The sequence below is a fragment of the Pseudomonas sp. Z1-12 genome (genome assembly GCF_051132015.1).
GTDB lineage: Bacteria > Pseudomonadota > Gammaproteobacteria > Pseudomonadales > Pseudomonadaceae > Aquipseudomonas > Aquipseudomonas zanjanensis.
The window spans coordinates 2,636,187-2,658,791 of the sequence record NZ_CP071647.1 but is presented as its reverse complement, the minus strand read 5'-3'; the positions used below and the strand labels follow the sequence as shown (position 1 = coordinate 2,658,791).

At 63.1% G+C, this 22,605-nt stretch carries 20 protein-coding genes; 1 reads left to right on the top strand and 19 read right to left on the bottom strand.

What is annotated here, in order from left to right:
* Positions 1 to 14 precede the first annotated feature (14 nt).
* The 15 genes from J3P85_RS11790 to J3P85_RS11720 form a co-directional block, all read right to left on the bottom strand.
* Positions 15 to 1,625, bottom strand: coding sequence for a gamma-glutamyltransferase family protein (locus J3P85_RS11790; protein ID WP_434705910.1), 1,611 nt, complete (start codon positions 1,623 to 1,625; stop codon positions 15 to 17).
* Between the two features lie 42 nt (positions 1,626 to 1,667).
* A complete protein-coding gene (locus J3P85_RS11785) occupies positions 1,668 to 2,447 on the bottom strand; it encodes an amino acid ABC transporter ATP-binding protein (protein ID WP_053184086.1) in 780 nt (259 codons plus the stop codon).
* A gap of 2 nt (positions 2,448 to 2,449) precedes the next feature.
* Positions 2,450 to 3,226 (bottom strand): amino acid ABC transporter permease, encoded by a 777-nt coding sequence (locus J3P85_RS11780; protein ID WP_250964382.1) that lies wholly within the window; start codon positions 3,224 to 3,226, stop codon positions 2,450 to 2,452.
* 12 nt (positions 3,227 to 3,238) lie between these two features.
* Positions 3,239 to 4,045 carry an ABC transporter substrate-binding protein gene (locus J3P85_RS11775; RefSeq protein WP_207962209.1) on the bottom strand — a complete coding sequence of 269 codons (807 nt, stop codon included), beginning with the start codon at positions 4,043 to 4,045 and terminating at the stop codon, positions 3,239 to 3,241.
* 79 nt (positions 4,046 to 4,124) lie between these two features.
* A complete protein-coding gene (locus tag J3P85_RS11770) occupies positions 4,125 to 4,793 on the bottom strand; it encodes a GntR family transcriptional regulator (RefSeq protein ID WP_434705909.1) in 669 nt (222 codons plus the stop codon).
* A 226-nt stretch (positions 4,794 to 5,019) separates the two neighbouring features.
* A complete protein-coding gene (locus J3P85_RS11765) occupies positions 5,020 to 5,961 on the bottom strand; it encodes a helix-turn-helix domain-containing protein (RefSeq protein WP_434705908.1) in 942 nt (313 codons plus the stop codon).
* A 206-nt stretch (positions 5,962 to 6,167) separates the two neighbouring features.
* Positions 6,168 to 6,929: a 2-keto-4-pentenoate hydratase gene (locus tag J3P85_RS11760; protein ID WP_434705907.1), complete on the bottom strand. Its 762-nt coding sequence runs from the start codon at positions 6,927 to 6,929 to the stop codon at positions 6,168 to 6,170.
* Positions 6,926 to 8,533: a bifunctional 3-(3-hydroxy-phenyl)propionate/3-hydroxycinnamic acid hydroxylase gene (locus tag J3P85_RS11755; RefSeq protein ID WP_434705906.1), complete on the bottom strand. Its 1,608-nt coding sequence runs from the start codon at positions 8,531 to 8,533 to the stop codon at positions 6,926 to 6,928. Before J3P85_RS11755 ends, J3P85_RS11760 begins: the two co-directional genes overlap by 4 nt.
* Before the next feature lie 2 nt (positions 8,534 to 8,535).
* Positions 8,536 to 9,399 carry an alpha/beta fold hydrolase gene (locus J3P85_RS11750; RefSeq protein WP_434705905.1) on the bottom strand — a complete coding sequence of 288 codons (864 nt, stop codon included), beginning with the start codon at positions 9,397 to 9,399 and terminating at the stop codon, positions 8,536 to 8,538.
* 27 nt (positions 9,400 to 9,426) lie between these two features.
* Positions 9,427 to 10,029, bottom strand: a complete 603-nt coding sequence (locus J3P85_RS11745) for an amino acid synthesis family protein (RefSeq protein ID WP_434705904.1) — start codon at positions 10,027 to 10,029, stop codon at positions 9,427 to 9,429.
* A gap of 14 nt (positions 10,030 to 10,043) precedes the next feature.
* Positions 10,044 to 10,493 (bottom strand): VOC family protein, encoded by a 450-nt coding sequence (locus J3P85_RS11740; protein ID WP_053122009.1) that lies wholly within the window; start codon positions 10,491 to 10,493, stop codon positions 10,044 to 10,046.
* An 11-nt stretch (positions 10,494 to 10,504) separates the two neighbouring features.
* Positions 10,505 to 11,545 carry a VPS10 domain-containing protein gene (locus J3P85_RS11735; RefSeq protein ID WP_434705903.1) on the bottom strand — a complete coding sequence of 347 codons (1,041 nt, stop codon included), beginning with the start codon at positions 11,543 to 11,545 and terminating at the stop codon, positions 10,505 to 10,507.
* A gap of 12 nt (positions 11,546 to 11,557) precedes the next feature.
* Entirely contained in the window at positions 11,558 to 12,352 is a 795-nt protein-coding gene (locus J3P85_RS11730; protein WP_186705869.1) for an SDR family NAD(P)-dependent oxidoreductase, read from the bottom strand.
* Positions 12,353 to 12,378: 26 nt separating this feature from the next.
* Positions 12,379 to 13,869, bottom strand: a complete 1,491-nt coding sequence (locus J3P85_RS11725; protein WP_434705902.1) for an aldehyde dehydrogenase family protein — start codon at positions 13,867 to 13,869, stop codon at positions 12,379 to 12,381.
* A 10-nt stretch (positions 13,870 to 13,879) separates the two neighbouring features.
* Entirely contained in the window at positions 13,880 to 15,421 is a 1,542-nt protein-coding gene (locus J3P85_RS11720; RefSeq protein WP_434705901.1) for an acetolactate synthase large subunit, read from the bottom strand.
* Positions 15,422 to 15,694: 273 nt separating this feature from the next.
* Between J3P85_RS11720 and J3P85_RS11715 the strand changes: the two genes are divergently transcribed.
* On the top strand, positions 15,695 to 16,447 hold the full coding sequence (locus J3P85_RS11715; protein WP_434705900.1) for an IclR family transcriptional regulator: 753 nt from the start codon (positions 15,695 to 15,697) through the stop codon (positions 16,445 to 16,447).
* A gap of 155 nt (positions 16,448 to 16,602) precedes the next feature.
* Here the strand turns inward: J3P85_RS11715 and J3P85_RS11710 are convergent, their stop codons facing one another.
* From J3P85_RS11710 to J3P85_RS11695, 4 genes are all read right to left on the bottom strand, one after another.
* On the bottom strand, positions 16,603 to 17,928 hold the full coding sequence (locus J3P85_RS11710) for a hypothetical protein (protein ID WP_434705899.1): 1,326 nt from the start codon (positions 17,926 to 17,928) through the stop codon (positions 16,603 to 16,605).
* Positions 17,929 to 18,011: 83 nt separating this feature from the next.
* Positions 18,012 to 19,361: an aminotransferase class III-fold pyridoxal phosphate-dependent enzyme gene (locus tag J3P85_RS11705; RefSeq protein WP_434705898.1), complete on the bottom strand. Its 1,350-nt coding sequence runs from the start codon at positions 19,359 to 19,361 to the stop codon at positions 18,012 to 18,014.
* A gap of 11 nt (positions 19,362 to 19,372) precedes the next feature.
* Positions 19,373 to 20,794, bottom strand: a complete 1,422-nt coding sequence (locus J3P85_RS11700) for an aldehyde dehydrogenase family protein (RefSeq protein ID WP_434705897.1) — start codon at positions 20,792 to 20,794, stop codon at positions 19,373 to 19,375.
* Between the two features lie 85 nt (positions 20,795 to 20,879).
* Positions 20,880 to 22,328 carry an APC family permease gene (locus J3P85_RS11695; RefSeq protein WP_434705896.1) on the bottom strand — a complete coding sequence of 483 codons (1,449 nt, stop codon included), beginning with the start codon at positions 22,326 to 22,328 and terminating at the stop codon, positions 20,880 to 20,882.
* Positions 22,329 to 22,605: the final 277 nt, after the last annotated feature.

The window sequence follows — 22,605 nt, the reverse complement described above, 5'->3', positions numbered from 1 at the left end:
AGGCCATTACGTTCTCACCACACCGCAATGTGCGAATCCGCCCTCGGTTCGGTCCCACCGCACAGCACGCCGCTGACCGGGTCGCGCAGGATGATCTGGCCGCGACCATAGTCGGTCAGGTCGCTGGCGATCTGGACCTCATGTCCCCGTCGCGCCAGGGCATTGGCCAGGTCCCGTGAAGCCCCGTGCTCGATCCCGACCTTCATGTCGCCCAGCCATTGCCAGCGCGGTGCGTCGAGGGCCGCTTGCGGGTTCAGGCCGAAATCCACCAGGTTCATGACCATCTGCACATGTCCCTGGGGCTGCATGTAGCCGCCCATCACGCCGAAGGGGCCAAGGGCCTCGCCATCGCGGGTAAGGAACCCGGGAATGATGGTGTGGAAGGTCTTCTTGCCCGGGGCCAGGCAGTTGGCGTGGCTCGGGTCGAGGCTGAATTCCTGTCCACGGTTCTGCAGGGCGATGCCGCTGTCGGGCAACACCACGCCAGAGCCGAACCCGTGGTAGTTGCTCTGGATGAACGAGACCATGTTGCCCTCGCCATCCGCGGTCGCCAGGTACACAGTGCCGCTGGCGTGAGGGTCGCCGGGCGCGGGCGGTTGGGCCTGCTCGCCGATCTGCCCTCTGCGATGGGCGCTGTAGTCATCACTGAGCAGGTCAGCCACCGCCACGCACATGTGCAGGGGGTCGGTGATGTAGTGCAGGCCGTCGCTGTAGGCCAACTTCATCGCTTCCAATTGGCGATGCCAGGTCTGTTGGCTGTCGCGCTGATCGAAGTCGAAGCCTTCCAGAATCTTCAGGGCCATCAAGGCCACCAGGCCCTGCCCGCTCGGTGGGATTTCCCAGACATCCACACCTCGGTAATTGACGTGGATAGGGTCGACCCACTGGGCGCGATAATCCTTGAGGTCCGAGGCCCGCAGGTAGCCGCCGCTGGCCCGGGAGTGAGCGTCCAGGCGCTCAGCCAGGGCACCGCGATAGAGGCTTTCGCAGGCGGTGTCGGCCAGTTCCTGGAGCGTGCGCGCCTGGGCCGGGTTGCGAAAGATCTCCCCGGCCCGTGGCGCCCGGCCGTCGATCAGGAACGTCTCGAACCAGTCCTCCAGAACAGCATCGCGATGGGGTGCGAACTCGTCCACGGCGATCTGCCATTGATGGGCAACCACCGGCGACAGCGCAAAGCCGTCCCGGGCCAGGCTGATGGCCGGTTGCAGCAGCTCGGCGAAGGGCAGCTTGCCAAAGCGTCGGGACAGCTCGGCCCACGCCGATGGGCAGCCCGGGACCGTCACCGGTGTCCAGCCATAGACCGGCATTTTTTCATGGCCGGCGGCCTTGACCGCCTCGATGCTCAGGGCCGCCGGCGCATGGCCGTTGCCGTTGAGGCCATGCAGTTGGCCCTTGCACCAGACCAGCGCGAAGGCGTCACCGCCGATCCCGCAGCCCGTGGGCTCCACCACCGTCAGCGCCGCCGCCGTGGCGATGGCGGCGTCGATGGCATTGCCGCCTTTTTGCATGATCTCGATGCCCGCCTGGGCCGCCAGGGGCTGGGACGCGGCGACCATGCCCCGACGGGCGAAAACGCTCTGGCGCTGCGACGGATAAGGGTACTCGTGGGCAGAAAATTTAAGCATGGCAAAAACTCTTCAAGACAGGAATTCGGTGGCCGGGGAACGTCACAACACGCGACTGAGAAACGCCCGGGTGCGCGGATGAATCGGATGACAGAAAATCTGCTCCGGCGGCCCTTGCTCGATCAGCTCGCCCTGGTCGAGCACCACCACACGGTCCGCCACTTCCCGGGCAAAGCCCATTTCATGGGTCACCACGACCATGGTCATGCCCTCCTCGGCCAACTCCTTCATCACCTGCAGCACCTCGCCGACGGTTTCCGGGTCGAGGGCGCTGGTGGGTTCATCGAACAGCATGGCCTGGGGTTTCATGGCCAGGGCCCGGGCAATCGCCACCCGCTGTTGCTGGCCGCCGGAGAGCATCGATGGGTAGTGATCGGCCTTGTCCGCCAGGCCGACCCGCTCCAGCAACCCACGGGCCTGTTCCAGCGCGGCGGCGCGAGTCACCCCAAGCACCTGGATCGGCGCCTCGATGATGTTTTCCAAGGCGGTCATATGGGGGAACAGATTGAAGCGCTGGAACACCATGCCGATGTCTCGCCGCTGCCGGGCGATGTTGCGCTCCGACTCGCGCACCAGGCTGCCATCGGCCCGTTCGCGATAGCCCATGGGCTGGCCATTGACGCGGATGCGTCCGCCCTGGATGTCTTCCAGCAGATTGATGCAACGGATGAACGTGGTCTTGCCCGAGCCCGACGCACCGATCAGCACCACCACTTCGCCGCGCCGCACTTGCAACGAGATGCCCTTGAGAATTTGCAACTCGCCGAAGGACTTGTGAACGTCCAGCGCCTCGATGATCAACTCTTCGCTTTTATGCGCCATGGTCAACGTGCCCTCAGCAGGTTCAGGGTGCTGCGACCGAACATCCGCGTCGACGCCGGCGGTGGTGACGAAGGTCGGTCCGATTGACCGAAACGGGCCTCCAGCCAGCGCTGGAAGAAGCCCCACAGCGTGGTCAGCAACAGAAAGTAGATCGCCACCACCAGGTACAACTCGAACACCCGGAACGTCGCCGAGGTGACCATTTGGGTACTGAGCAACAATTCCTGGACGCCGATCACGCTGACCAGCGTGGTGTTCTTGAGCATCACGTTGAACTCGTTGCCCAACGGCGGAACGATGACCCGGAACGCCTGGGGCAGGACAATGCGCCGCATCAGTTTGGCGAAGGTCATGCCCAGGGAACGTCCAGCCTCGTATTGACCCTTGTCCACCGCACCGATGCCGGCGCGGATGATCTCGGCCATGTAGGCGCCCTCGTTGAGCCCCAAGGCGATGATCGCCGCCTGGATATTGCCGGGAATCACCAGCCCAAACAGGTCGATGTCTTCGAAGCGGAAAATCCCGCCGGCAGCCAGCGCGGTGTAGAGAAAGACGATCTGCACCAGCAACGGCGTGCCGCGCATCAGCCACACGTAAAAGCGCACCGGCACATGCAGCAACGGGTTTTTCGACAACCGCAACAGCGCGGCGGCCAGCCCTAGCATGCAGCCCAGCAACATCGCCAGCACACTGATCAGGCAGGTCAGCCAGAGCCCGGTGAGGTACACCCCACTGGGCTGGAGCAGGTACTGCCAGAACACATCCCAATTGAAATTCATCGACGGTTCACCTCAATCAAGGGTGTCACTGGAGACATGCCATTTGCCGAGCAGTTGGCTGTAGCTGCCATCGCTGCGCATATCGCCGATCACCTGCTGCACGGCGGCGGTCAGTTGCGGATCGTCCTTGCGAATACCCAGGCCGGTGAGAATCCGGCTGAAGGCCGGCACGCCTTCCTCGAACAGGTCGGGGGCCATGGTGGCGTAGTAACCGGCGGTTTCCACGGTGGTGCCGTAGGCGTCGACCTGGCTGATGCGCAGGGCCTGGAAGGCATCGGTGTCGGAGTTGTAGACCACCAGTTTCATGGGCGGCTTGCCGGCCTTGGCCAGGGTTGCGTTCTCGGCGTCGAGCAAGGTCTTGATGGTGGAACCGTTGAGCACCGCGACCTTGTGTCCGGAGAGATCCGGCAGTGTCTTGAGGCCCTTTGGATTGCCCTTGGGCACCACCACCGCCTGACTGGAATACATGTAGTTGACGATGTCGATCACCTCGCGGCGCTCGGGCTTGTCAAACAGCTGGTCGACGATCATGTCGCACTGTTGGGCCAACAGCGCCGGGAGCAATCCGGAAAACGGAATCACCCGCCACTCCACTTTTTTGTCACCCAGGCGCTTGGCGATTTCCAGCCCCAGGTCCACGGTCAATCCCTTGGGTTTCTGCGCCTCATCGAAGGACACCAGCGGCGGCGAATCCATGCCCGAGCAGTAGACGAGTTTATCGGCCTTGAGCAAACGCTCCGGGACAACGGGCGCGGCAACCGCCCATTGCGCACAGAAACCCAAGGATAAAGCGGCAACCAACAGGCGAGGCTTATGCATGACCAGACACTCCAGTTCATTAATGACGGGCAGTACTCAAAGTCAAAACACGGGGCAGGCTCTAAGTGACCCGCTCTCGTTATTTTTTCGATTGCAGGAACTCGATCAATTCAGGGACGGTGCCTTCGATGTGCGCACGCACCACCGCTTCGGCCTTCTCGGCATCGCCCGCACGCAGGGCATCGAGAATCAGCATGTGCTCCTGGCGCGCGCTCAAGGGCTTTTCCACGTGCTGCAGCCAGAGGCGCATGGGCGCTTCGATCAGGGAGTAAAGTGCGCTGATCTGCTTGAGCAATCGCGGGCGACCGCTGAGGCTGCACAGGTATTCATGGAAGGCGCGATGGCGGCTGACCCACTCGGCGCTTTCCTCGCGGTAATCGTCCATCTCGTCCAGCAAGCGCTCCAGGGCGGCCAACTGGCGCTCGCCAATCTTCGCCGTCGCGACACGCACCGCCAGGCCTTCGAGGGCACTGCGCATTTCGAAGACTTCGTGCAATTCATTGATGTCGAGGCCGCTGACCACCGCCCCGCGATTGGGCCGCAGCGTCACCAGGCCCTGGGCATCCAGACGGCGAAAGGCTTCGCGCACCGGCATACGGCTCATGCCGATCTCGTTGGCGATGTCCTCGGCAATCAGCCGGTCGCCCTTGCGTAACCGACCGCCACAAATGGCATCGAGCAGGAAGTTGTAGGCCTCCTCCTCGGCCGTCATGGGCGGGCGTTCAGCGTACGTCGGAGCAAATTGCATGGCAGCACCTTCTGCATTTTTGTATCCAATTATCCATGGATTCATAAAAGCAGAATGCATGCCAACCACACGCGTTATCGTGCAAGGGTTTGATTTGAAGGAAGTTGCCGAGGAGAACGACTGCCGTCTCTGGCCCAGGGTCGCACGGGTGTGCTACCAAACAGCTCAGCGGCTGCCTTTTATCGGTGCAGGAAGGCGCTTCGGTAACACCGCAGGAGGCCACTCATCACGCCGATGCCCTGGGCGTGTCCGAGGGTGACTCGCCAAACAGCGCCCGGTAATGGACGGCAAAATGGCTCAGGTGGAAAAACCCCATCGCCACCGCGATTTCACTGACGTTCAGCGCGGCCGCACGGGTCGTGATCAGTCGGCGGCGCACCGCATTGAGCCGCAGGTTACGCAGGTACTCCACCGGACGCATGCCGGTGACGGCCTGGAAACTGTTCTGCAGGGTCCTGCGGCTGACCCGCAATTGCTCGCACAAATCGAGGATGCTCAAGGGCACATCGGCGCTGGCCACCACCAGTTCCTGGCAACGCTTGACCAGGTAAGCACTGACGGCAAAATTGCCGCGCCGGCCGCGCACCTCGTCCGAGGCGTGGCTGAACAGGTCGAGGAAGGCGTTGAGCAACACGTCTTCGAGGATTTTCTCCGCGGCGGGATTGACCGCGTCGGTCTGTTCCAAAAGGTGACGAAACAGTGGGTGGATCCGTTGTTGCACCCGACGCAGCACCACCTCATCCACGCTGACCTGGGACACGCTCTTCAAGCGCTTGAGCTGTTCGCCCGACAGTTCGTAGGCCGCGAGCTTGGCGAACCGCACCGTGTCGACATTGGCCGCGAAGAAATGCGTGCCTTCCGGGGCGTGCAGGACGAAATCTTCGCCATCGCGCAACAGCACGACGCTGTGGGCGCCCACCTGGTGCCCCTGCACCACCGGCGCACCACCCAGGGACATCGCAATGCACAAACGTCCTTTTGGCGCGCAACCACGCTGCACCACGCGTTTATCCAGCACCTCCTGGAAAATCTGGAAACGTTCGGCGCACACCTGCCGCAGCTCGCTGGACAGGCAACCGCGCCCGAGCTGGTCATAGACTTGTTGCCAGCCCAGGATCGAACCGGCGTGTTGCTGAGGATCATTGAAGGTACGGACTTCGGCGAACATGATCATTGTTCCTCGGTGGCGCTGTGCTTAAACCTGATGCTGATATCCAAAGAAGTCGATAAACCTGTGGCGAGGGAGCTTGCTCCCGCTTGACCGGGCTGGCGCTCCAGGGCGAAGCGCTCATAAAAATGGGTCTGCTGCGCAGCCCAGCGGGAGCAAGCTCCCTCGCCACGGGTTCATCATTTCACTTGGGTGAACAGTGCTGACTACCGGAAAAGCAAAGCCAGTTCCATGCCAAGCATGTGCAACCGGTACTCGGCGGCCTTGATGTCCAGAGGCGCCAACAAAGACCCGGACAGCACCACCTGCCCCGCTTCGACACACTGCCCATCGGCCAGCAAGCGCCGGACCAGCCAGCACAGGTTGGCCTGGGGCGTGTCCTCCCGCGCCTGGGCATTGCCCTCGCCACAGGGCACCCCGTCACATTCCAGGCGATAGTTCACGTGGGCCAGTTGCCCGGGATGAAACCCGACCCGCGACCCCAGGCAATACAGCGCCGCAGCAGCGTTGTCGGCCAGAAACGCGCCGACGCCGAAACGCCAGCCTTGCCAACGACAGTCGGCGATCTCGAACGCCGGCGCGACCTCGGAAATGGCGGCGAGAATGTCCTCGTCGCTGTAGAAACCGGGCACCAGCGTGCGCCCCAGGACAAACGCCAGCTCGATTTCCAACTTCGGCTGGATCAGCCGTGCGAGGGACACCGTCTGTCCAGGTTCCACGACCATGGCATCGGTCAGCACCCCCAATACCGGCTCATCGATACCGAAACGGTCCTGGGCGGCGCGGCCAGCGAAGGCCACTTTCCATCCGGTCAGCCGCTCACCACCGACCTGGCGCCGACGCAGTGCCTCGCGCTGCAAGGTGTAGCCCGTCGGCAAATCGACGGCCTCGGGTTCCAACGAAGGCAAGGCGTGTATGGCCTGCCCGGCGTCGTGAAGCCGGACCAGCAGATCCTCTTCGCGCCTCATGACAGTTGCTCCGCCAGTTTGCGCAACACACCTTCGAGTCGCTCGGGGGTGGTGATCGCAGCAACGAACCGATCCGGCCGCACCACCACGACGCAATCTCGCACCTTGGCGAACCATTCCCCCAGGCGGTTATCGACGTCTTCGACGCAAATGGCACCGCTGGCCGACAAGGGTTGATTGCGCCCCACGCCACTGCGCGAGCGATTGATCTGGATGAAACGCGTGTCCCAGCGCGCCCAATAAGCAGCGGTCTGCTCGCTGAGTTGTTCGCTCGGATTGACCCGATACCCCAGCACCGCATAGGAATGCCCCAGTACCTCGTCCAGGCGCCGACGCTGGCCTTGGGCATCTTCGATGGACGGTTGGATGAACAACTGCCCGACCAGATCATTCTCATGCAACTCGGCACGCTCGTGATACACCAGGCCTTTGGTGATGGTCGCCTTGGGTTTGAACTTGAACTCCAGCAAATGCGAACGCAGGTTGTCGACGCTGTTAACGGCCTGGAACAACCAGTCTCGCACCCCGGCCATCAACGGGTTGGTCAGCCCCAGGACCGCGCCCATGTTGTCGGCCAACGCGATGAGATCGGTCGCATGCCCGCGGCGCTCCTGGTCGTAACTGGCCAGAATTGCCGGCGCCGCCCGCCCCTGGAGAATCGCGGCGAGCTTCCAGCTGACGTTGGCGACATCACGCAGGCCCGAATTGAGCCCCTGCCCGGCCCAGGGCGGGGAAATATGCGCCGCATCCCCCACCAATGCCACACGGCCCTGGACAAAGCGCGCCGCGACCCGGGAATTATGGGTGTAGGCGCGGATCCGGATGATCTCCAGTTGATCGACCGCCTCGCCGATATGCCCGCGGATCAAGTCCCGGATCGTCGCCTCTTCGCACATTTTGCCCTCGTCTTCGCCCTCCAGGAGCATGAACTCCCAGCGCCGTTGCTGATACGGCAGGTAGATGCAGACAAACGGCCGCTGAGGGTCGGCATGCAAGGCGGTATAGGGTGCATCGAGGCTGTCGTTGGCCGTGTCGATCACCACCCATTTGCGCGGATGGGTCAGCCCCAGCAGTTCGATGCCGAGTTTCTTGCGCACGCTGGAACGTCCGCCATCGGCACCGATCACGTACTGCGCCTGCAACTGATACAGCTCCCCTTGGGCATCGCGCACCTGCAAGGTCACGCCCTCGGCGTCCTGCTCCAGATCGAGCATTTCATGGCCCTGGCGCAACTCGACACTGGCGTGTTTGCCCAACTGCTCGCGCAACGTCGTTTCCAGCAACTGCTGCATGAAGATGTTGCGCATCGGCCAGCCATAGTTCGCCGTGCTCGGCTTGACCTCGGCAAAACACACGCCTCGCGCATTGTAGTAACGCAGGGGCACGTTGCTGATCATGTCGCGTGCGGCCAGCTCAGCGATGCCGATGCCCTGCAACACCCGCAGCGCCTCGTCATCCATGCCCACCGCACGGGGATACGGCAGGACGCCGTCAGCCAATTCGAGGACGATGCAGTCGATACCGTACAGCCCCATGTAATGAGCGGCCGTGATCCCGTTCGGGCCGCCGCCCACGATGACTACCTGGGTTTTCTCCTGCTTCATCGCTATTCACCGCTTTGTTGTTGTGGTTTTAGGCATTGGTCGTACAAATAATCCATGACGACAAGGTTGAACATCGCGCTCTGGTCATCATGAACGTAATGGCTGGCGTCGGCGATTTCCTCTGTGCTCACCCACTTGTTGGCCTGCTTTATCGACTCGAGGGTCGCCAGGGGCAGGAAGTCGGAACGGGCGCCACGAATGAACAGCGTCGGGCAATCCAGCGCCCGTACCGCCGGCCACAGATCGGTCGGGGCAATGCTCAGGCGCGCCTGGGCAATGCCTTGCTGGTCGTGACGCCATTCGATTCCAGCCAGGGTTTCCTTCATCGAATACATCAACCTGGAGGCCAGTCCCTCCTCGGAGAGACCAGGTCGCGCTTGCAGCCAGAACTGGGCGGCGCTCTCCCAGTCAGGAAACAACAGCGGTGTCTGGCTCATCTCGCGCCGAATCCGCGCGGCGCCGTCACCGCTGACCGAAGAACCCGGGCCGATGTCCTCGATCACCAGTGCTTGCAGTCGTCCCGGATGGAGCCGCGCATACTCCAGCGCATTGGTGCCACCCAGAGAATGCCCCACCAGGACGAAACGCTGCAGCCCCAGGTGCGCCACCAGGTCTTCAAGATCGTTGACATAGACCTCGGTCCGGTAACTGGAGGCATCCGCCCAGTCACTGTAGCCGCGACCGCGCTGGTCAAGGGCATAGCAGCAGTACCGCTCGCCCAATGCATTGGCCAGGCCATCCCAGGTCTGGGCATAGGAACGCAGCCCATGGAGCAGCAGCACGGGAATGCCTGACGCATCGCCCCATGACAGATAGTGCAGGCGCATCCCCGAACGATTGGTGAAGAACTGGCTGTTTGCAGACATTCGTTGGCTTCCCACGATCAGCGCCCCTCAATACAGGCCGTCATTGCCCTTGACGTCAGCCGCCTGGAGTCCACCCAGGCGCGCATGCAAACGCCCGCGCGTGGCGAAGGCCCAGATGATGATCAACTCGTCGGCGGCCGGACCATCGCCGAACGACAGGGAAATGCTGTCGTAGTGGGAACGGACATACAGCGCATCCTTGTGGGCCAGCGGCACGTCGATGGTCACGCCAGGCCCGCCGCGCTTGCCGGTGGAAGGCACCCAGGACTTGCCGCCGCCCAGCGCGACACGGATCGGATCCGCCGCCGGATTGGTCAGCAACGCATTGCCGTGCTCGTACTCGCCCTGGCTGCCCACCAGGCACGCCTTGCCATAACTGACGATCTCACGCTGGCCCGCCAGTACCCGAATGCGCCGACCAAACTCCTGGCCCAGCAAGGGCGACGGTTCTATCAGCTCGGCCAGGCTTTCACTGAAACGGCCGGCGTAAGGGTTGGCGATCACCGCGCCGATGGCGTACTTGAACAGTGGCTCGCCGTCGGCCAACTGGCCGGTTTCGTTGGCCAGGGTTTCCTCGACGAAGCTGTACCATTTGCGGATGTGATAACTGGCGAAATTCGCGGCTTTCATAAGAGCAGTCTCATTCAAAGTGGGTCGAGATCGAAATGCCGGCTGGGGGCGCCAGCGGCCTTGAAGCGGGCCTTGCCGAGCGCATCGTCGTGTTCGGACTCGAGGAAGAATTCCATACGATTGCCATCGGGGTCGTTGAAATACACACCGTTGCCGATCTCGTGGTCGGTGATCTTCACCACCTCGACGCCCTTGTTCAGCAACATGCCGTAGAGCTTGCGCAGGGTGGTCATGTCGCCCGCGATCTCCAGCCCGTAGTGCTGCAATCCCAGGCCACCCTGGTGGGCTCCGGGCTCGGCGCGGAGCAACGCGATGTCGTGATGCTTGGCACCAAACGCCATCATGATCCAGCTTTCACCCCGGGCGCTTTCATGCATGCCCAGCACGTCGGCGTACCAGCGTGCCGACACTTCCGGGTCGCGCACGAACAACGACAGGTGAGTACGAACGACTTCGACTTTCATCGCACGGTCCCTCAGTTTTTCTTGATGATGGATTGATGCCCGGACTTGATTTGCGCCACGGCGGGCGTCCAGAGCACATCAGCGATTTCACTGAACTCACGCCACTGCTTCTGCCAGCCGTCACCGCCATTCTCGGAGGTGAACAGATGCCCGTACTTGGTACCGGCGACGATCTGGCGAGGGTCGGCAGGGTTCAAGGCAATCGCCCAGACACAGGAGTTGGGTTGTTGCGGCAGTGGCAGCACTTCCCAACTGACGGCGGCATCCCGGGAGACCAGCACCTTGCTGGTGGTGCCTGGGGTGCCGTCGGAGATGCTCAGGTACAGCGTATCCTCGCTGCCCAACGCCGCATTCATGGCGCGCACGTAGTACAGGCCGAAGGTTTCCCGGGCGACGATGCCAGTCCAGGTCTGCCCTTCGTCGAGGCTGCGGTACACGGCGTTGACGCACACCACGACGATGACCTTTTGCCCGTGATTGGGCAGGACCACGATGTTGTGCACGTCCGAGTTGTAGTCCCACAGCAAGCGATCATCGACGCGGGTCCAGCTGTCGCCACCGTCGCGGCTGTGGAACAGCCCGCCCTCTTCCAGGCCGAACCAGAGCTGGTTTCGATCTGTCGGATCGTAGGCGAAGGCCAGCAAGCGTGGGCGACTGACGCCGTCGCAGAATTCCGGGATTTCCACCGGGGCACGGTCCCAGCTCTGGCCACCGTCGAGGGTGCGCCACAGCACGGCGCGCGACGGCGCGCCGGTGCCGACGAAAATCCGCTGCGCATCCTGGGGATCCACCGCGACCTTCCAGACCGTCTGGCCGTTAAAGGGTGAATCCACCCGCTGCCAGTGGCCGCCAGTGTCACGGCTGACGCACAGGCCAACGTCGGTGCCGGCGTAGATCACCTCGGGCGTGCCCGGATGAAAACTCAAGGACCGGGTGATCGCATCGAATTCCAGGTCCTGGCCCAGGCCCAGGCGATGCCAGGTGCGACCGTCGTCGGCGCTGCGGATCAGCGCTTGTCCGACGGTGGCGACCAAAAGGGTTCCGTTACTCATCACTGCTGCTCCTCAAATGAAGATGCCACGGGTCAAGCCGCCGTCGATGCCAATCGATTCCCCGGTCACCGCACCGGCCTTGGGGGACGCGAGGAAACCGATCAGCCAGCCCATTTCGATGGGTGCCAGGGTGCGTCGGATCGGCGTCGCGTCGATGTAGCCCTGCTCCACCTGCTCGGGCGTCTTGCCCTGCTTGACCCCTTCGCGCTCGTACAGCTCCTGGATGTGCGGGGTGTCGACCACGCCGGGGTGGATCAGGTTGACCGTGATGCCGGACGGGCCGAGTTGGTCGGAGAGGGTCTTGGTCATGTGGGCGATGGCCAGGTTGCGCATGCCCGAGAGCACCTTGCTGCCACGCCCGGTCAGGCCACCGATGTTGATGATGCGACCGAAACCGCCGGCCTTCATGTGCGGGGTCACGGCCTTGGCGCAACGGAAATAGCCGATCACCTTGGTGTTGAGGTCCGAGAGCAATTCATCGTCGCCGGCATGTTCGATGTCGTTGCGCACCACGCCGGACGGGGCCGCCGCGCCGTTGACCAGGATATCGATGCGGCCAAAGTGCTTGTGGGCCGCTTCGACCATGTCGGACACCGCCGACATCTGGTTGGTGTCACAGAACAGCGGCAGCACCTCGTTGCCGGTCTCTGCGCTGATTTCCTCGGCGGCTTGCTGGAGGTATTCCATGCGCCGCGCGCAGATCACCACCTTGCAACCTTCCTGGGACAGAAAGCGCGCGACTTCCTTGCCGATGCCCATACCACCGCCGGTGACGATCGCCACGCGGCCTTGCAATTCCAGATCCATAGCAGTTCCTCTTGTGATTATTCGGCTCAGGCCAGATCGACGAAGACACTTTTGGTTTCGGTGTAGGCATCGATCACGTTCTTGCTCATTTCCCGACCCCAACCGGATTGCTTGTAGCCACCGAAGGGCGAGGCCGGGTCGACGACGTTCCAGCAATTGATCCACACCGAGCCGGCCTTCAACTGCGCCGCCACGCGGTGGGCGGAGCGCAAGTCACGGGTCCACAGTCCGGCCGCCAGGCCATAAGGCGAGTCGTTGGCACGCAGCACCAGCTCGTCGATTTCGGTCCAGCTCATGACGGTCAGCACCGGGCCGAAGATTTCTTCCCGGGCGACACAGGCGCGCTCGGCGCGGTCGAGAAACACGCTGGGGCGGATGAAGTGGCCGCGCTCCAAATGGTCGGGACGATCACCGCCGCAGATCAGTTCGGCGCCCTCTTCCTGGCCCCGCTGCAGGTAGCCACGCACCGTGCCCAATTGCCGGGCCGAGACCAGTGGGCCCATGCTGTTGGCCGGATCCAGGCCTGGCCCCAACACATGGGCGGCGGCGTGGTGCTGGAGTTCTTCGAGCACCTGGTCGAGGACACTGGCGTGCACGTACAGACGCGAGCCGGCGGTGCAGACCTGGCCCTGGTTGTAGAAAATGCCATCGGCGGCGCCTTTGGCGGCACGGACGATGTTGGCGTCCGGCAGGATGATGTTGGGGGACTTGCCACCCAGCTCCAACGAGACCTTCTTCATGTTGCCGGTGGCCGCCTGGGCGATCAGCCGGCCCACTTGGGTCGAACCGGTGAAGGCGATCTTGTCCACGTCCGGGTGCTGGGCCAGCGGTGCGCCAGTGCGCGCCCCCAGGCCGGTAAGCAGGTTGACCACCCCGGCTGGGAAACCGGCGGCCTCGATCAATTGCACCAGGCGAATGGCAACCAGCGGCGTCTGTTCGGCGGGCTTGAGCACCGCGACACAACCGGTCGCCAGCACCGGGCCGAGCTTCCACACGCACATGGTCAGCGGGAAATTCCACGGTACGATCAGCGCACAGACACCCACCGGCTCGCGCAACGTGTAGTTGAGCATCGGCGCGCCACTGGCGGGCGACACCGGCAACGTGCTGCCTTCGATCTTGGTCGGCCAGCCGGCGAAATAACGGATGATATTCGCGGCGCTGGCCGCTTCGCCCCGGGCCGCGCCGATCGGCTTGCCGTTTTCCAGGGTGATCAGTTGCGCCAGCTCTTCGCGATGCTGGTCGAGCAGTTCCGCCAGGCGAAACAACAGCAACCCGCGCTGGGCTGGCGACTGCTGCGCCCAAGCTCCGGTGAAGGCCGCGCGGGCGGCGGCGACAGCGGCATCCACGTCACGTTCGCCGCCTTCGGCGACTTCGGCCAGGGTGTGTTCAGTGGCCGGGTTTTCCACGGCAAACCGGCGACCATCAGCGGCGTCCTGCCAGGTGCCGCCGATAAACAGGCGCCCGGGTAACGACAGGAACTTCTCGACTGTGGGCAACAATTGAATCTGCTTCATATCCCCTCCTTCACAGCGCCATTTCAATCAGGCAAGGGCCGCCATCGGCCTTGGCGTTGGCCAGGGCGCGCTGCAACTCGCCGTTGGTGTGCACGGTGCTGGCCGGCAAGCCGTAGCCCTTGGCCAGGGCCTTCCAATCGATGCGAGGACGGTCCAGTACCGTCAGGCTCAGGGCCTCGGGGCCCAGCTCGGTCATGCCGAAGCGGCGCAGTTCGTTTTGCAGGATGGCGTAGCGATGGTTGGCCGCGATCAGGATCACCACCGGCAATTGCTCCCGGGCGATGCTCCACAAGGTCTGGATCGTGTACTGGGCACTGCCGTCCGATTGCAGGCAGAACACCTTGTTGCCACGCTCGGCCATGGCGGCGCCAAAGCCCACCGGGATGCCCTGGCCGATGGCCCCACCGGTATTGGTCAAGACCCGATGCCGTGCGGCATGGGCCGAGGCAGTGAAGAACGGATAGCCGCACGTCCCGCCTTCCACCGAAACGATGCAGTCGTCCGGCAGCGACGCGGCCAACACCTGACCCACGGATTGGGGCGTCAACGTGGCTTCGCTGGGCGGCAGTTCGATACCGCTTGGCGTGGGCACATAAGCCGGTGCTTCAAGGGCATCGGCCAGCGCAGTGAGCGCTCCGGCAACGTCGTCCCCCACCTCAGCCAGGCACAGCAGGCGTTCGCGCTCTGCCAGCCGCGAGGCAATGCCCTCGTAGCCGAAATAGCTGATGGGTTCGGGGACGCCGGCGCAGACCACCGCGTCATATTGATCCAGGATCTCGATGGCCACTTCAGGGAAGTAAGGCAGGCGATCCAGGTCCGGCAGGCCACCACCGCGATAACTCACGCGGGGAAAGGTTTCGGCGAACAGGCGCACGCCCGGCAGTCGGGCCAGGCGCCCCGCCGCTTCGAGTCCGGCGACGGACAAGCCTTGGTCGCCGACGATAAACACCAGGCGCCGGCCATCGCGCAGTGCCTGGGCGACCGCCTCGATCCGGTCACCGGCAAAACGCCGGAGCGGGGCCTGCAATGCCGTGAAGGCTTTCTCGTGCTGAACGGTGTTGGCTTGCAGGTCCATCGGCAGAATCAGGCTGGCGATCTGGCCGTTGGCTTGCCAGGCGGCACGCACCGCCTCCTGGAAATCTTCACCAACGCCCGATGCCGTGCGCGAGGTACGTACCCACGTGGAAACGCTGCCGGCCAAGGCCTGGATATCACTGGCCAACGGCGGATCGTAATTGACGTGCCAGGACGCGTGATCGCCGATGACGTTGACGATCGGGGTGTTGGCGCGACGGGCGTTGTGCAGGTTGGCGATGCCATTGGCAAAGCCGGGACCGAGGTGCGTCAAGGTCATCGCCGGCTTGCCGGCAATCCGGCCGTAGCCGTCCGCCGCACCGGTGCACACCCCTTCGAACAAGGACAGTACCGGCTTGAGGGCTGGCGCGCTGGCCATGGCTGCCACCAGGGGGATTTCAGTCGTTCCGGGGTTGGCGAAGCAGTATTCGATACCGCTTGCCACCGCCGCCTTCACTATCAGTTGCGCACCATTCATTTCCAGCCCTCTTCATCGAGCGTTTGCAGTGGCTGAGATTTATCACACAGCCAAATCGACAAAACAAGCTATTTTTCTGCATTAAAATCATATTTTGAGATAAATGCGTATTATTGAAGGACAAACGACTGAAAATAAGTTTGCATTTCTCAAGCATTCGGTTACCGTGGCAACGCGCTCCTGAGGGCATGCGCGGGCTTTTCATCACCGCCGCGGCTACCTATAGTGCTCACCCAACGCCCCCCTACGCGCCATTCCCCCTTTAGGAGCGAAATGAGCAGTCTGAGCAAAATGCTGAGCGTGCTGGACCTTTTCGGCCCGGCCACGCTGAAGATCGACCCCGATACCATCGCCGAGCGCATGGGCCTGTCACGGGCGACCGTGTACCGCTACGTCAAGGATTTGTGCGATGCCGGCCTGCTGGTTCGGGTGGATGCCGGCAGCTACGGCCTGGGGCCACGCATCATTGAGCTGGACTGGATGATGCGGCAGTACGACCCGATCCTCGTGGCCGGCCGCGAGTTGATGCACGAGCTGTCCGATGCCACTGGCCTGGCGGTGTTTGCCAGCGTTTTCTACGACGGCCGCATCATCAACACCTACATCGCCGAACCCAGCGACACCTACCAGTTCTCATTCGGGCGCGGCCAGCCGCTGCCGTTCTTTCGCGGTGCGCAATCCAAGGTGTTGATCGCTTTCCAGAAGGGTCGGCGCCTGCAACGCCTGTTCGAAGAGCACCTGTCCAACGACCCCCACGGCAGCTATGACTGGGCAAGCTTTTCCAAGGCCGCGAAAAAGATCCGCAAGGACGGCTATTGCATGACCCACGACGAACTCAACCTGGGGCTCACCGGTATCGCGGCGCCGATCGTCAACCCCGAACTCGACGACGTGGTGGGCAGCCTGTCGGCCGTCGGCAGCACCGACAGTTTCAAGCTGCTACGCCAGGAAACCGTGATTGAAATGGTGATGGACACGACCCGGCGGATTGCCGAGCGGATGCAGAATCCGCCTGCGGTTGGCTAGAAAGCAGGGACACTGCTCACTCGAGAGAAACACTGTCCCTGTGGCGAGGGAGCTTGCTCCCGCTGGACTGCGTAGCAGGCCCAAAAAAGAGGGGCCGCTGCGCGACCCAGCGGGAGCAAGCTCCCTCGCCACAGGGTTTATCCAACGCCCTTGCTTCAGAACGGCACAGCCACCGTCACCTGGCTGTAGACGTTGGTGCCATTGCCGCTCACTTGATTGCCCCCCGTCGTTGCGTCCCGATCCGGCTTGTAGAGGCCGATCAGCGGCGTGACGATCAGATGCTCGTTCACCGCCCATTCGACGTACAGGTCCAACTCGCGGGCATCCAGGTTCAGCGCGTTGTCTTTACGCACGGTGTTGTAGTCGAAGTACAGCGCACCGAGGGTCAGGTTCTCCAAGGGCTTGGCTGTCAGGCCGACATGATGAATGCCCGTGTTGCTGTTGAAGGGCCCGGCATAATTACCCGCGACTTCGCCCTGGAACCAGGTGCCATAACCGGTGCTCTGCCCGGTGAACAGCGAATCCCACTTCTGCGAATAGCGGGTGTAGCGGTACGTCAGCTTGGGGGCCCAGGCGAGATCGGCAAAGGTGTAGCCGGCCTCGGCGTACCAGGCGTTCTGCGGGCCGGCGTCCTTGTCTTGCCAAGCGTATTCGAACGCCAGGCTCGCATTTTCAATGCCGGCGTCGCCTTCACCGCGAAGACTGTAGACGTCCATGCCCTTGCGTTGCCGCTGGAAATCGCTGGCCCACCGGTCGTTCACATCCAGGCCGTGGATCCAGGTCAACCCCAAGGTCCCGGCCTTGGCGGTGTAGTCCAGCGTGCCGGCGGCCAGTTCGGTTTCGGCCTGGGCGCGGTTGTCGGACTTGAGCCACACCACGCTGCCATGCAGCCCTTCCTGCCCACCCAGGCGCAACACGGCGGTCTGATCGAACGCGTGCCGGGCCGCCAGGTAATAGGCGCCACCGCGATTCAAGCGACCGTCGGCAGGCCCTTTGCCCAGGTTCGGCCCGTCATCGTTGATCAAAAAGCCCCTGCCCAGCTTGACCACCTGGCGCCCGCCGGAGATATCGACACCGTCCTGCCCCAGCACGGGGAACAGGTCGGCGGAGCGCCAACCCAGGTAAGCGTCTTCGATCTTCGTCGTGCGCTCGCTGCCCAGCGAATTGCCGGCCGCGTCGCCATCGCCCCAGGTGGCGGAACTGACCAGGCTGAACGCACCGTAGGCGGTGCCATGGCCGGCCAGGCCTTGGTCGCCGCTGACGCCATACTTGATGAAACCTTCGCGCCAGGTTGAACCGCCGGGCCTGCCGTCGTAGTTCTTGCGACTGTTGAAATGGCCGAACACTGCCAGCAGGTCGGCGTTGAAATGAGTGTCGTCATCGGCATACAACTCATAGGCCTGGACCTGATTCGCGGCGCAAAGCGCCAGCGTACAGGCCAGGCCACTGCCGAAAAACTCCATACGCGATAGGTTCCGCATGGTTGAAGCTCCTTGTGCTGCGCCTTTTGAAGGCTGTTTTTATATTCAGGGAGCCGGCACGGCATACCGTGCCGGCTTACAGATTAGCGGCAGTCGGCGAGCGCACCGTCCAACGCACCGACCATCAGGGCGGCCTCGTCGCTGGTGAGGGTCAGCGGCGGCGACATCACGATCTTGTTGCCAATCGGGCGCACCAATACGCCGGCCCGACGCGCTTGCTCGGCGATGCGCGAGGCCAGGCCATTGGCGGGGTCAAGCGGCTCGCGGGTGAGCTTGTCCGCCACCAGGTCCACGGCGATCATCAAGCCCTTGCCGCGCACTTCGCCCACCACCGCGTAACGTTCGGTCAGCGGCTGCAATTGCTCCAGCAATTGGGCACCGACTTTCCCGGCATTGCCCGGCAAATCCTCGGCCTCGACGATGTCCAGCACCGCCAGGGCCGCCGCACACGCCGTCGGGTGTCCGCTGTAGGTGTAGCCGTGCATGATCACGTTGCTGAAACCCGGACCGTTTTCGATGGCATCGACGATGCGCTGGTTGAAGACCGTGGCGCCCATGGGGATGTAACCGGCGGTGATGCCCTTGGCCAGGCACAGCACGTCGGGCGCGACGCCCCAGCCCCGGCTGCCGAGCATGCAGCCGGTGCGGCCGAACCCGGTGACCACCTCATCGGCGATCAACAGGATGCCGTGGCGGTCGCAGACTTCCCGCAGCCGCTTCCAGTAATGTGCCGGCGGCACGATCACGCCACCGGCACCTTGCACCGGCTCGGCAATCAACGCGGCAATGGTCTGCGGGCCGAGCAGCGCGATCTGGTCTTCCAGCTGGCGAACGCAGTGAGCGGTCAACTCCTCTGGATCACGGCAATTCCAGGGGTTGCGGTACAACCACGGCGTATCGAGCAGATGACAGCCGGCCAACAGCGGCCCATGGTTGTAGTGATACACGCCGTTGCCACCCACTGAGGTGCCGCCCATATGCACGCCATGGTAGCCATTGCGCAACGACAGGAAACGCGTGCGCCCTGGCTCGCCGCTGGCGATCCAGTACTGGCGGGCCATTTTCAGGGCCGTTTCGACCGCATCGGAACCACCGGAACTGAACAGCACCCGCGCCATGTTTTCCTGGGCGAACATCGACGTCAGCCGCTCGGCCAGGTCGAACACCCGCGGATGGGCAATGCCGTCGAAGGTCTGGTAATAAGCCAGTTCGTCCATCTGCGCGGCGATGGCCGCCTTCACCGAAGGCCGGTTATGGCCCACGTTGACGTTCCACAGGCCACCGACACCGTCGAGCATGCGATGCCCCTCGATATCGGTGATGTAGTTGCCGTCGCCACGGGCGATGATCAACGTCTTGGAGCGGTTGGCGGGCGCCGAAGAACTCATCGGGTGCCAGAACTTCTTCTGTGCTGTCTTGTAGTGCTCGTACATGGTTGCAGTCCTCATTCTGTTTCACGCTTGCGTACGTACAGCAGTTGCTGGCCGGTGAACTCCAGCAACCCTTCAAGGCCGAACTCGACGCCGAACCCGGACATCTTGCTGCCGCCAAACGGCGTATTCGGCTGGATCTGCGCATGGCAGTTGACCCAGGCCATGCCGCATTCCAGGCGGCTGGCCAGCGCCTGGGCCTGCTCGCTGTCGCGGCCCCAGACCGACCCTCCCAGGCCCATGTCGCCGGCATTGGCGCGACGCAGGACGTCCTCGACATCCTGGTAGGCAATCAGCGGCAACACCGGACCGAACTGTTCCTCGTCCACCAGGCGCTGCCCGTCGGTCACATCGGCGACCAACGTCGGCGGGTAGAAAAAGCCCGGGCGGTCCAGACGGGCACCGCCGCACAACACTCGCGCGCCATGGGCACGGGCATCGGCCACCAGCTCCTCAACCAGCTTCAACTGTTCGAGGTTCTGCACCGGGCCAAACGTGACCCCAGGCGCCAAGCCGTCACCCACCACCTGACGCTGGGCGATCCGGGCCAGGGCCTGGGCAAAGGCTTCGTACTGGGATTGGTGGATGTACAAACGCTTGAGGGCCGCGCAGGTCTGGCCCATGTTCAGGAAGGCCGCCTGGAAAATCTCTTCGGCCACCGCCTCCACCGGGGTATCGGGCAGCACGATGGCCGCGTCGTTACCGCCCAGTTCCAGGGTCAGGCGCTTGAGGTTGCCGGCAGCACCGCGCATCACGCTTTGGCCGGTGGCGGTCGAACCGGTGAAGACGATTTTCTGGATACCGGCATGGGCCGTGATCGCGCTGCCAAAACCTTGTTCGCCGGTCACGCTATTGATCACCCCTCGTGGCACATGGCGCGCGATGATCTCCACCAGGCGCAGGGTGCTCAGGGGCGTCAGGCTTGACGGTTTGCTGATCACACAGTTGCCGGCCCGCAACGCTGGCATGATGTGCCAGACGGCGATCATGAACGGCCAGTTCCAGGGCGTGATCGACGCGACGACGCCCAACGGCTTGCGGTGCAGCTCAATGCGCTGGCTCGGGGTTTCTTCCACCAATTCCACAGGGATCTGCTGCTCGGCGGCGTAGCGCGTCCAGGCCACCGCCCCCATCACTTCAGAGAACGCCAGTTCCAGCGGTTTGCCCTGCTCCAGGACTATCAGCCGGGCCAACGACTCGGCGTCCTGCTCGATGTCCGCCGCGACGTCCAACAGGCGTTGGCGGCGATCTTCATGGGTGCTGTGGCGCCACTCGACAAAGGCCGCTTGCGCCGCCTCGACGGCAAGGTCCAGTTGGGCCAGGGAACCGGCCGGACACCGGGCGAACACCGTGGCGGTGGCTGGATTGAGCACATCGAAGTGGCCGTTCTCGCCGTCGACTCGAATCCCATCGATGAGCATTTGATAATCGTGCATGACACCTTCCTTTCGCGCGCTGCCGGACCGTCCCGAACGGCAGCGGATTTATTGTCTGGATAGATTGATGGGGTCGCGCGGTGCCCTAGAGCTTGTGGCTGCCCAACGCCATGAACCGCTCGGACGAGGCCTTGCGCAATCGGGCGGCAAGGTACACGCCGACGATCAGCGCGACGGGAATCACCGCGCAAAGTCCGTAGGACAAAAGTTGGCTGGCGCCGGTCAGCACGTCGAAATGAATCACTGCAAGGGCCAGGACCGCCAACAGGGCCAGGCACGAGAAGCCCGGAAGAATCCGACCGCGCCAGAGCCCCAGCTTCAACTCCGGATGCGCGCGGAAATAAACCAATACCGCCGCCGAGGTCAGGGCCATGAGCAGGATCACGCACAGCGTGGCCAGGTTGGAAAACCAGGCGAACAGTTGCAGGATCGGATCGGCATCCAGCGCGGCGAAGATCAGCACCACCACCGCAGCGATCAGGCTTTGCAGGACCGAGCCCATGTGCGGGCTTTGATGCACGCGATGGGTGGTGCCCAAGCGGCTGTGCAGCAAACCGTCACGCCCGATGGCATAGAAGTAACGGGCCGCGGCGTTGTGGAACGCCAGCAGCCCGGCGTAGATGCTGACCATGAACAGCACGCGGATGATCTGGGTCAGCTGCGGGCCGACAAAGTGGTCGGACATGCCGTAGATGAACGTGGTGGGATCCTGCAGCGCTTGCAGGGTCGGCACGATCTTGTCCGCCCCTACGCCAATCACCATGGCCCAGACCGACAAGGCATAGAAACCACCGATCAACAGCACCGAGCTATAGGTGGCGATGGGAATCGTACGGTGCGGATTCCTGGCCTCCTCGCCGTAGATGGTGGTGGCCTCGAAGCCAATGAACGCCGCGAAGCAGAACAGCAAGCCGATGGATGGCGTACCGCTGAACACATGGCTGCGATCGAACGAATCGAGGTTGATGCCGCTGTCGCCACCGGTCTTGAGGATGGCGAAATCCAGCGTCAGGATCGCCAGGTATTCGGCAATGACCACCACCGACAGCACCCGGGCCGACAGGTCGATCTTGCGATAGCCGAGAATCGCGATGCTCGCCATCGCCAGGAGCGAATAGGTCCACCACGGCAAGTCCAGGCCAAAGACACTGGCCATCGTGCCGCTGACCACGCCGCCGAACATGCCGTACAGGCCGATCTGCAGGATGTTATAGGCAAACATCGCCAGCACCCCTGCCGCGCCTCCGGCCAAGCCCCCCAACCCACGGGAGGTGAACGCATAAAAACCACCGGCATTGGTCATGTGCCGGGACATGGCGGTGTAGCCCGCCGAAAATGCCAACAACACCAACAGCGCCAGGAGCAGCAACGCCGGTGTGCCGGCGCCGTTGCCCAGCATGATGCCAATGGGGAAGCCACCGGCGATGACACTCAAGGGGCTCGCCGCCGAAATCACGAAGAAGATGATGAAGCCGACACCCAGGGCACCGCGTTTCAACTCCGTCGAGCTGCTGATCGGGAAAGATACGCTCATTGTTCTTGACCTTATTGTATGAGGCAGTTGTTGCTGGATTGCAGACGCCAGCTTCGCCGACTTCCAAAAGCTGATTGCTCTGCTTGCACGCTGGATTCGATGCTAGGCCCTGACCAAAACCCTTCGCTATCCCAAAACGGCAGCATCCGAAGCGCTGCCCCAAAACAGGTCAGCCCAGCTGTAACCCTATTCACTTAGGACCAACGACATCCCTGTGGCGAGGGAGCTTGCTCCCGCTGGGTCGCGCAGCGGCCCCTCTTTTTTGGGCCTGCTGCGC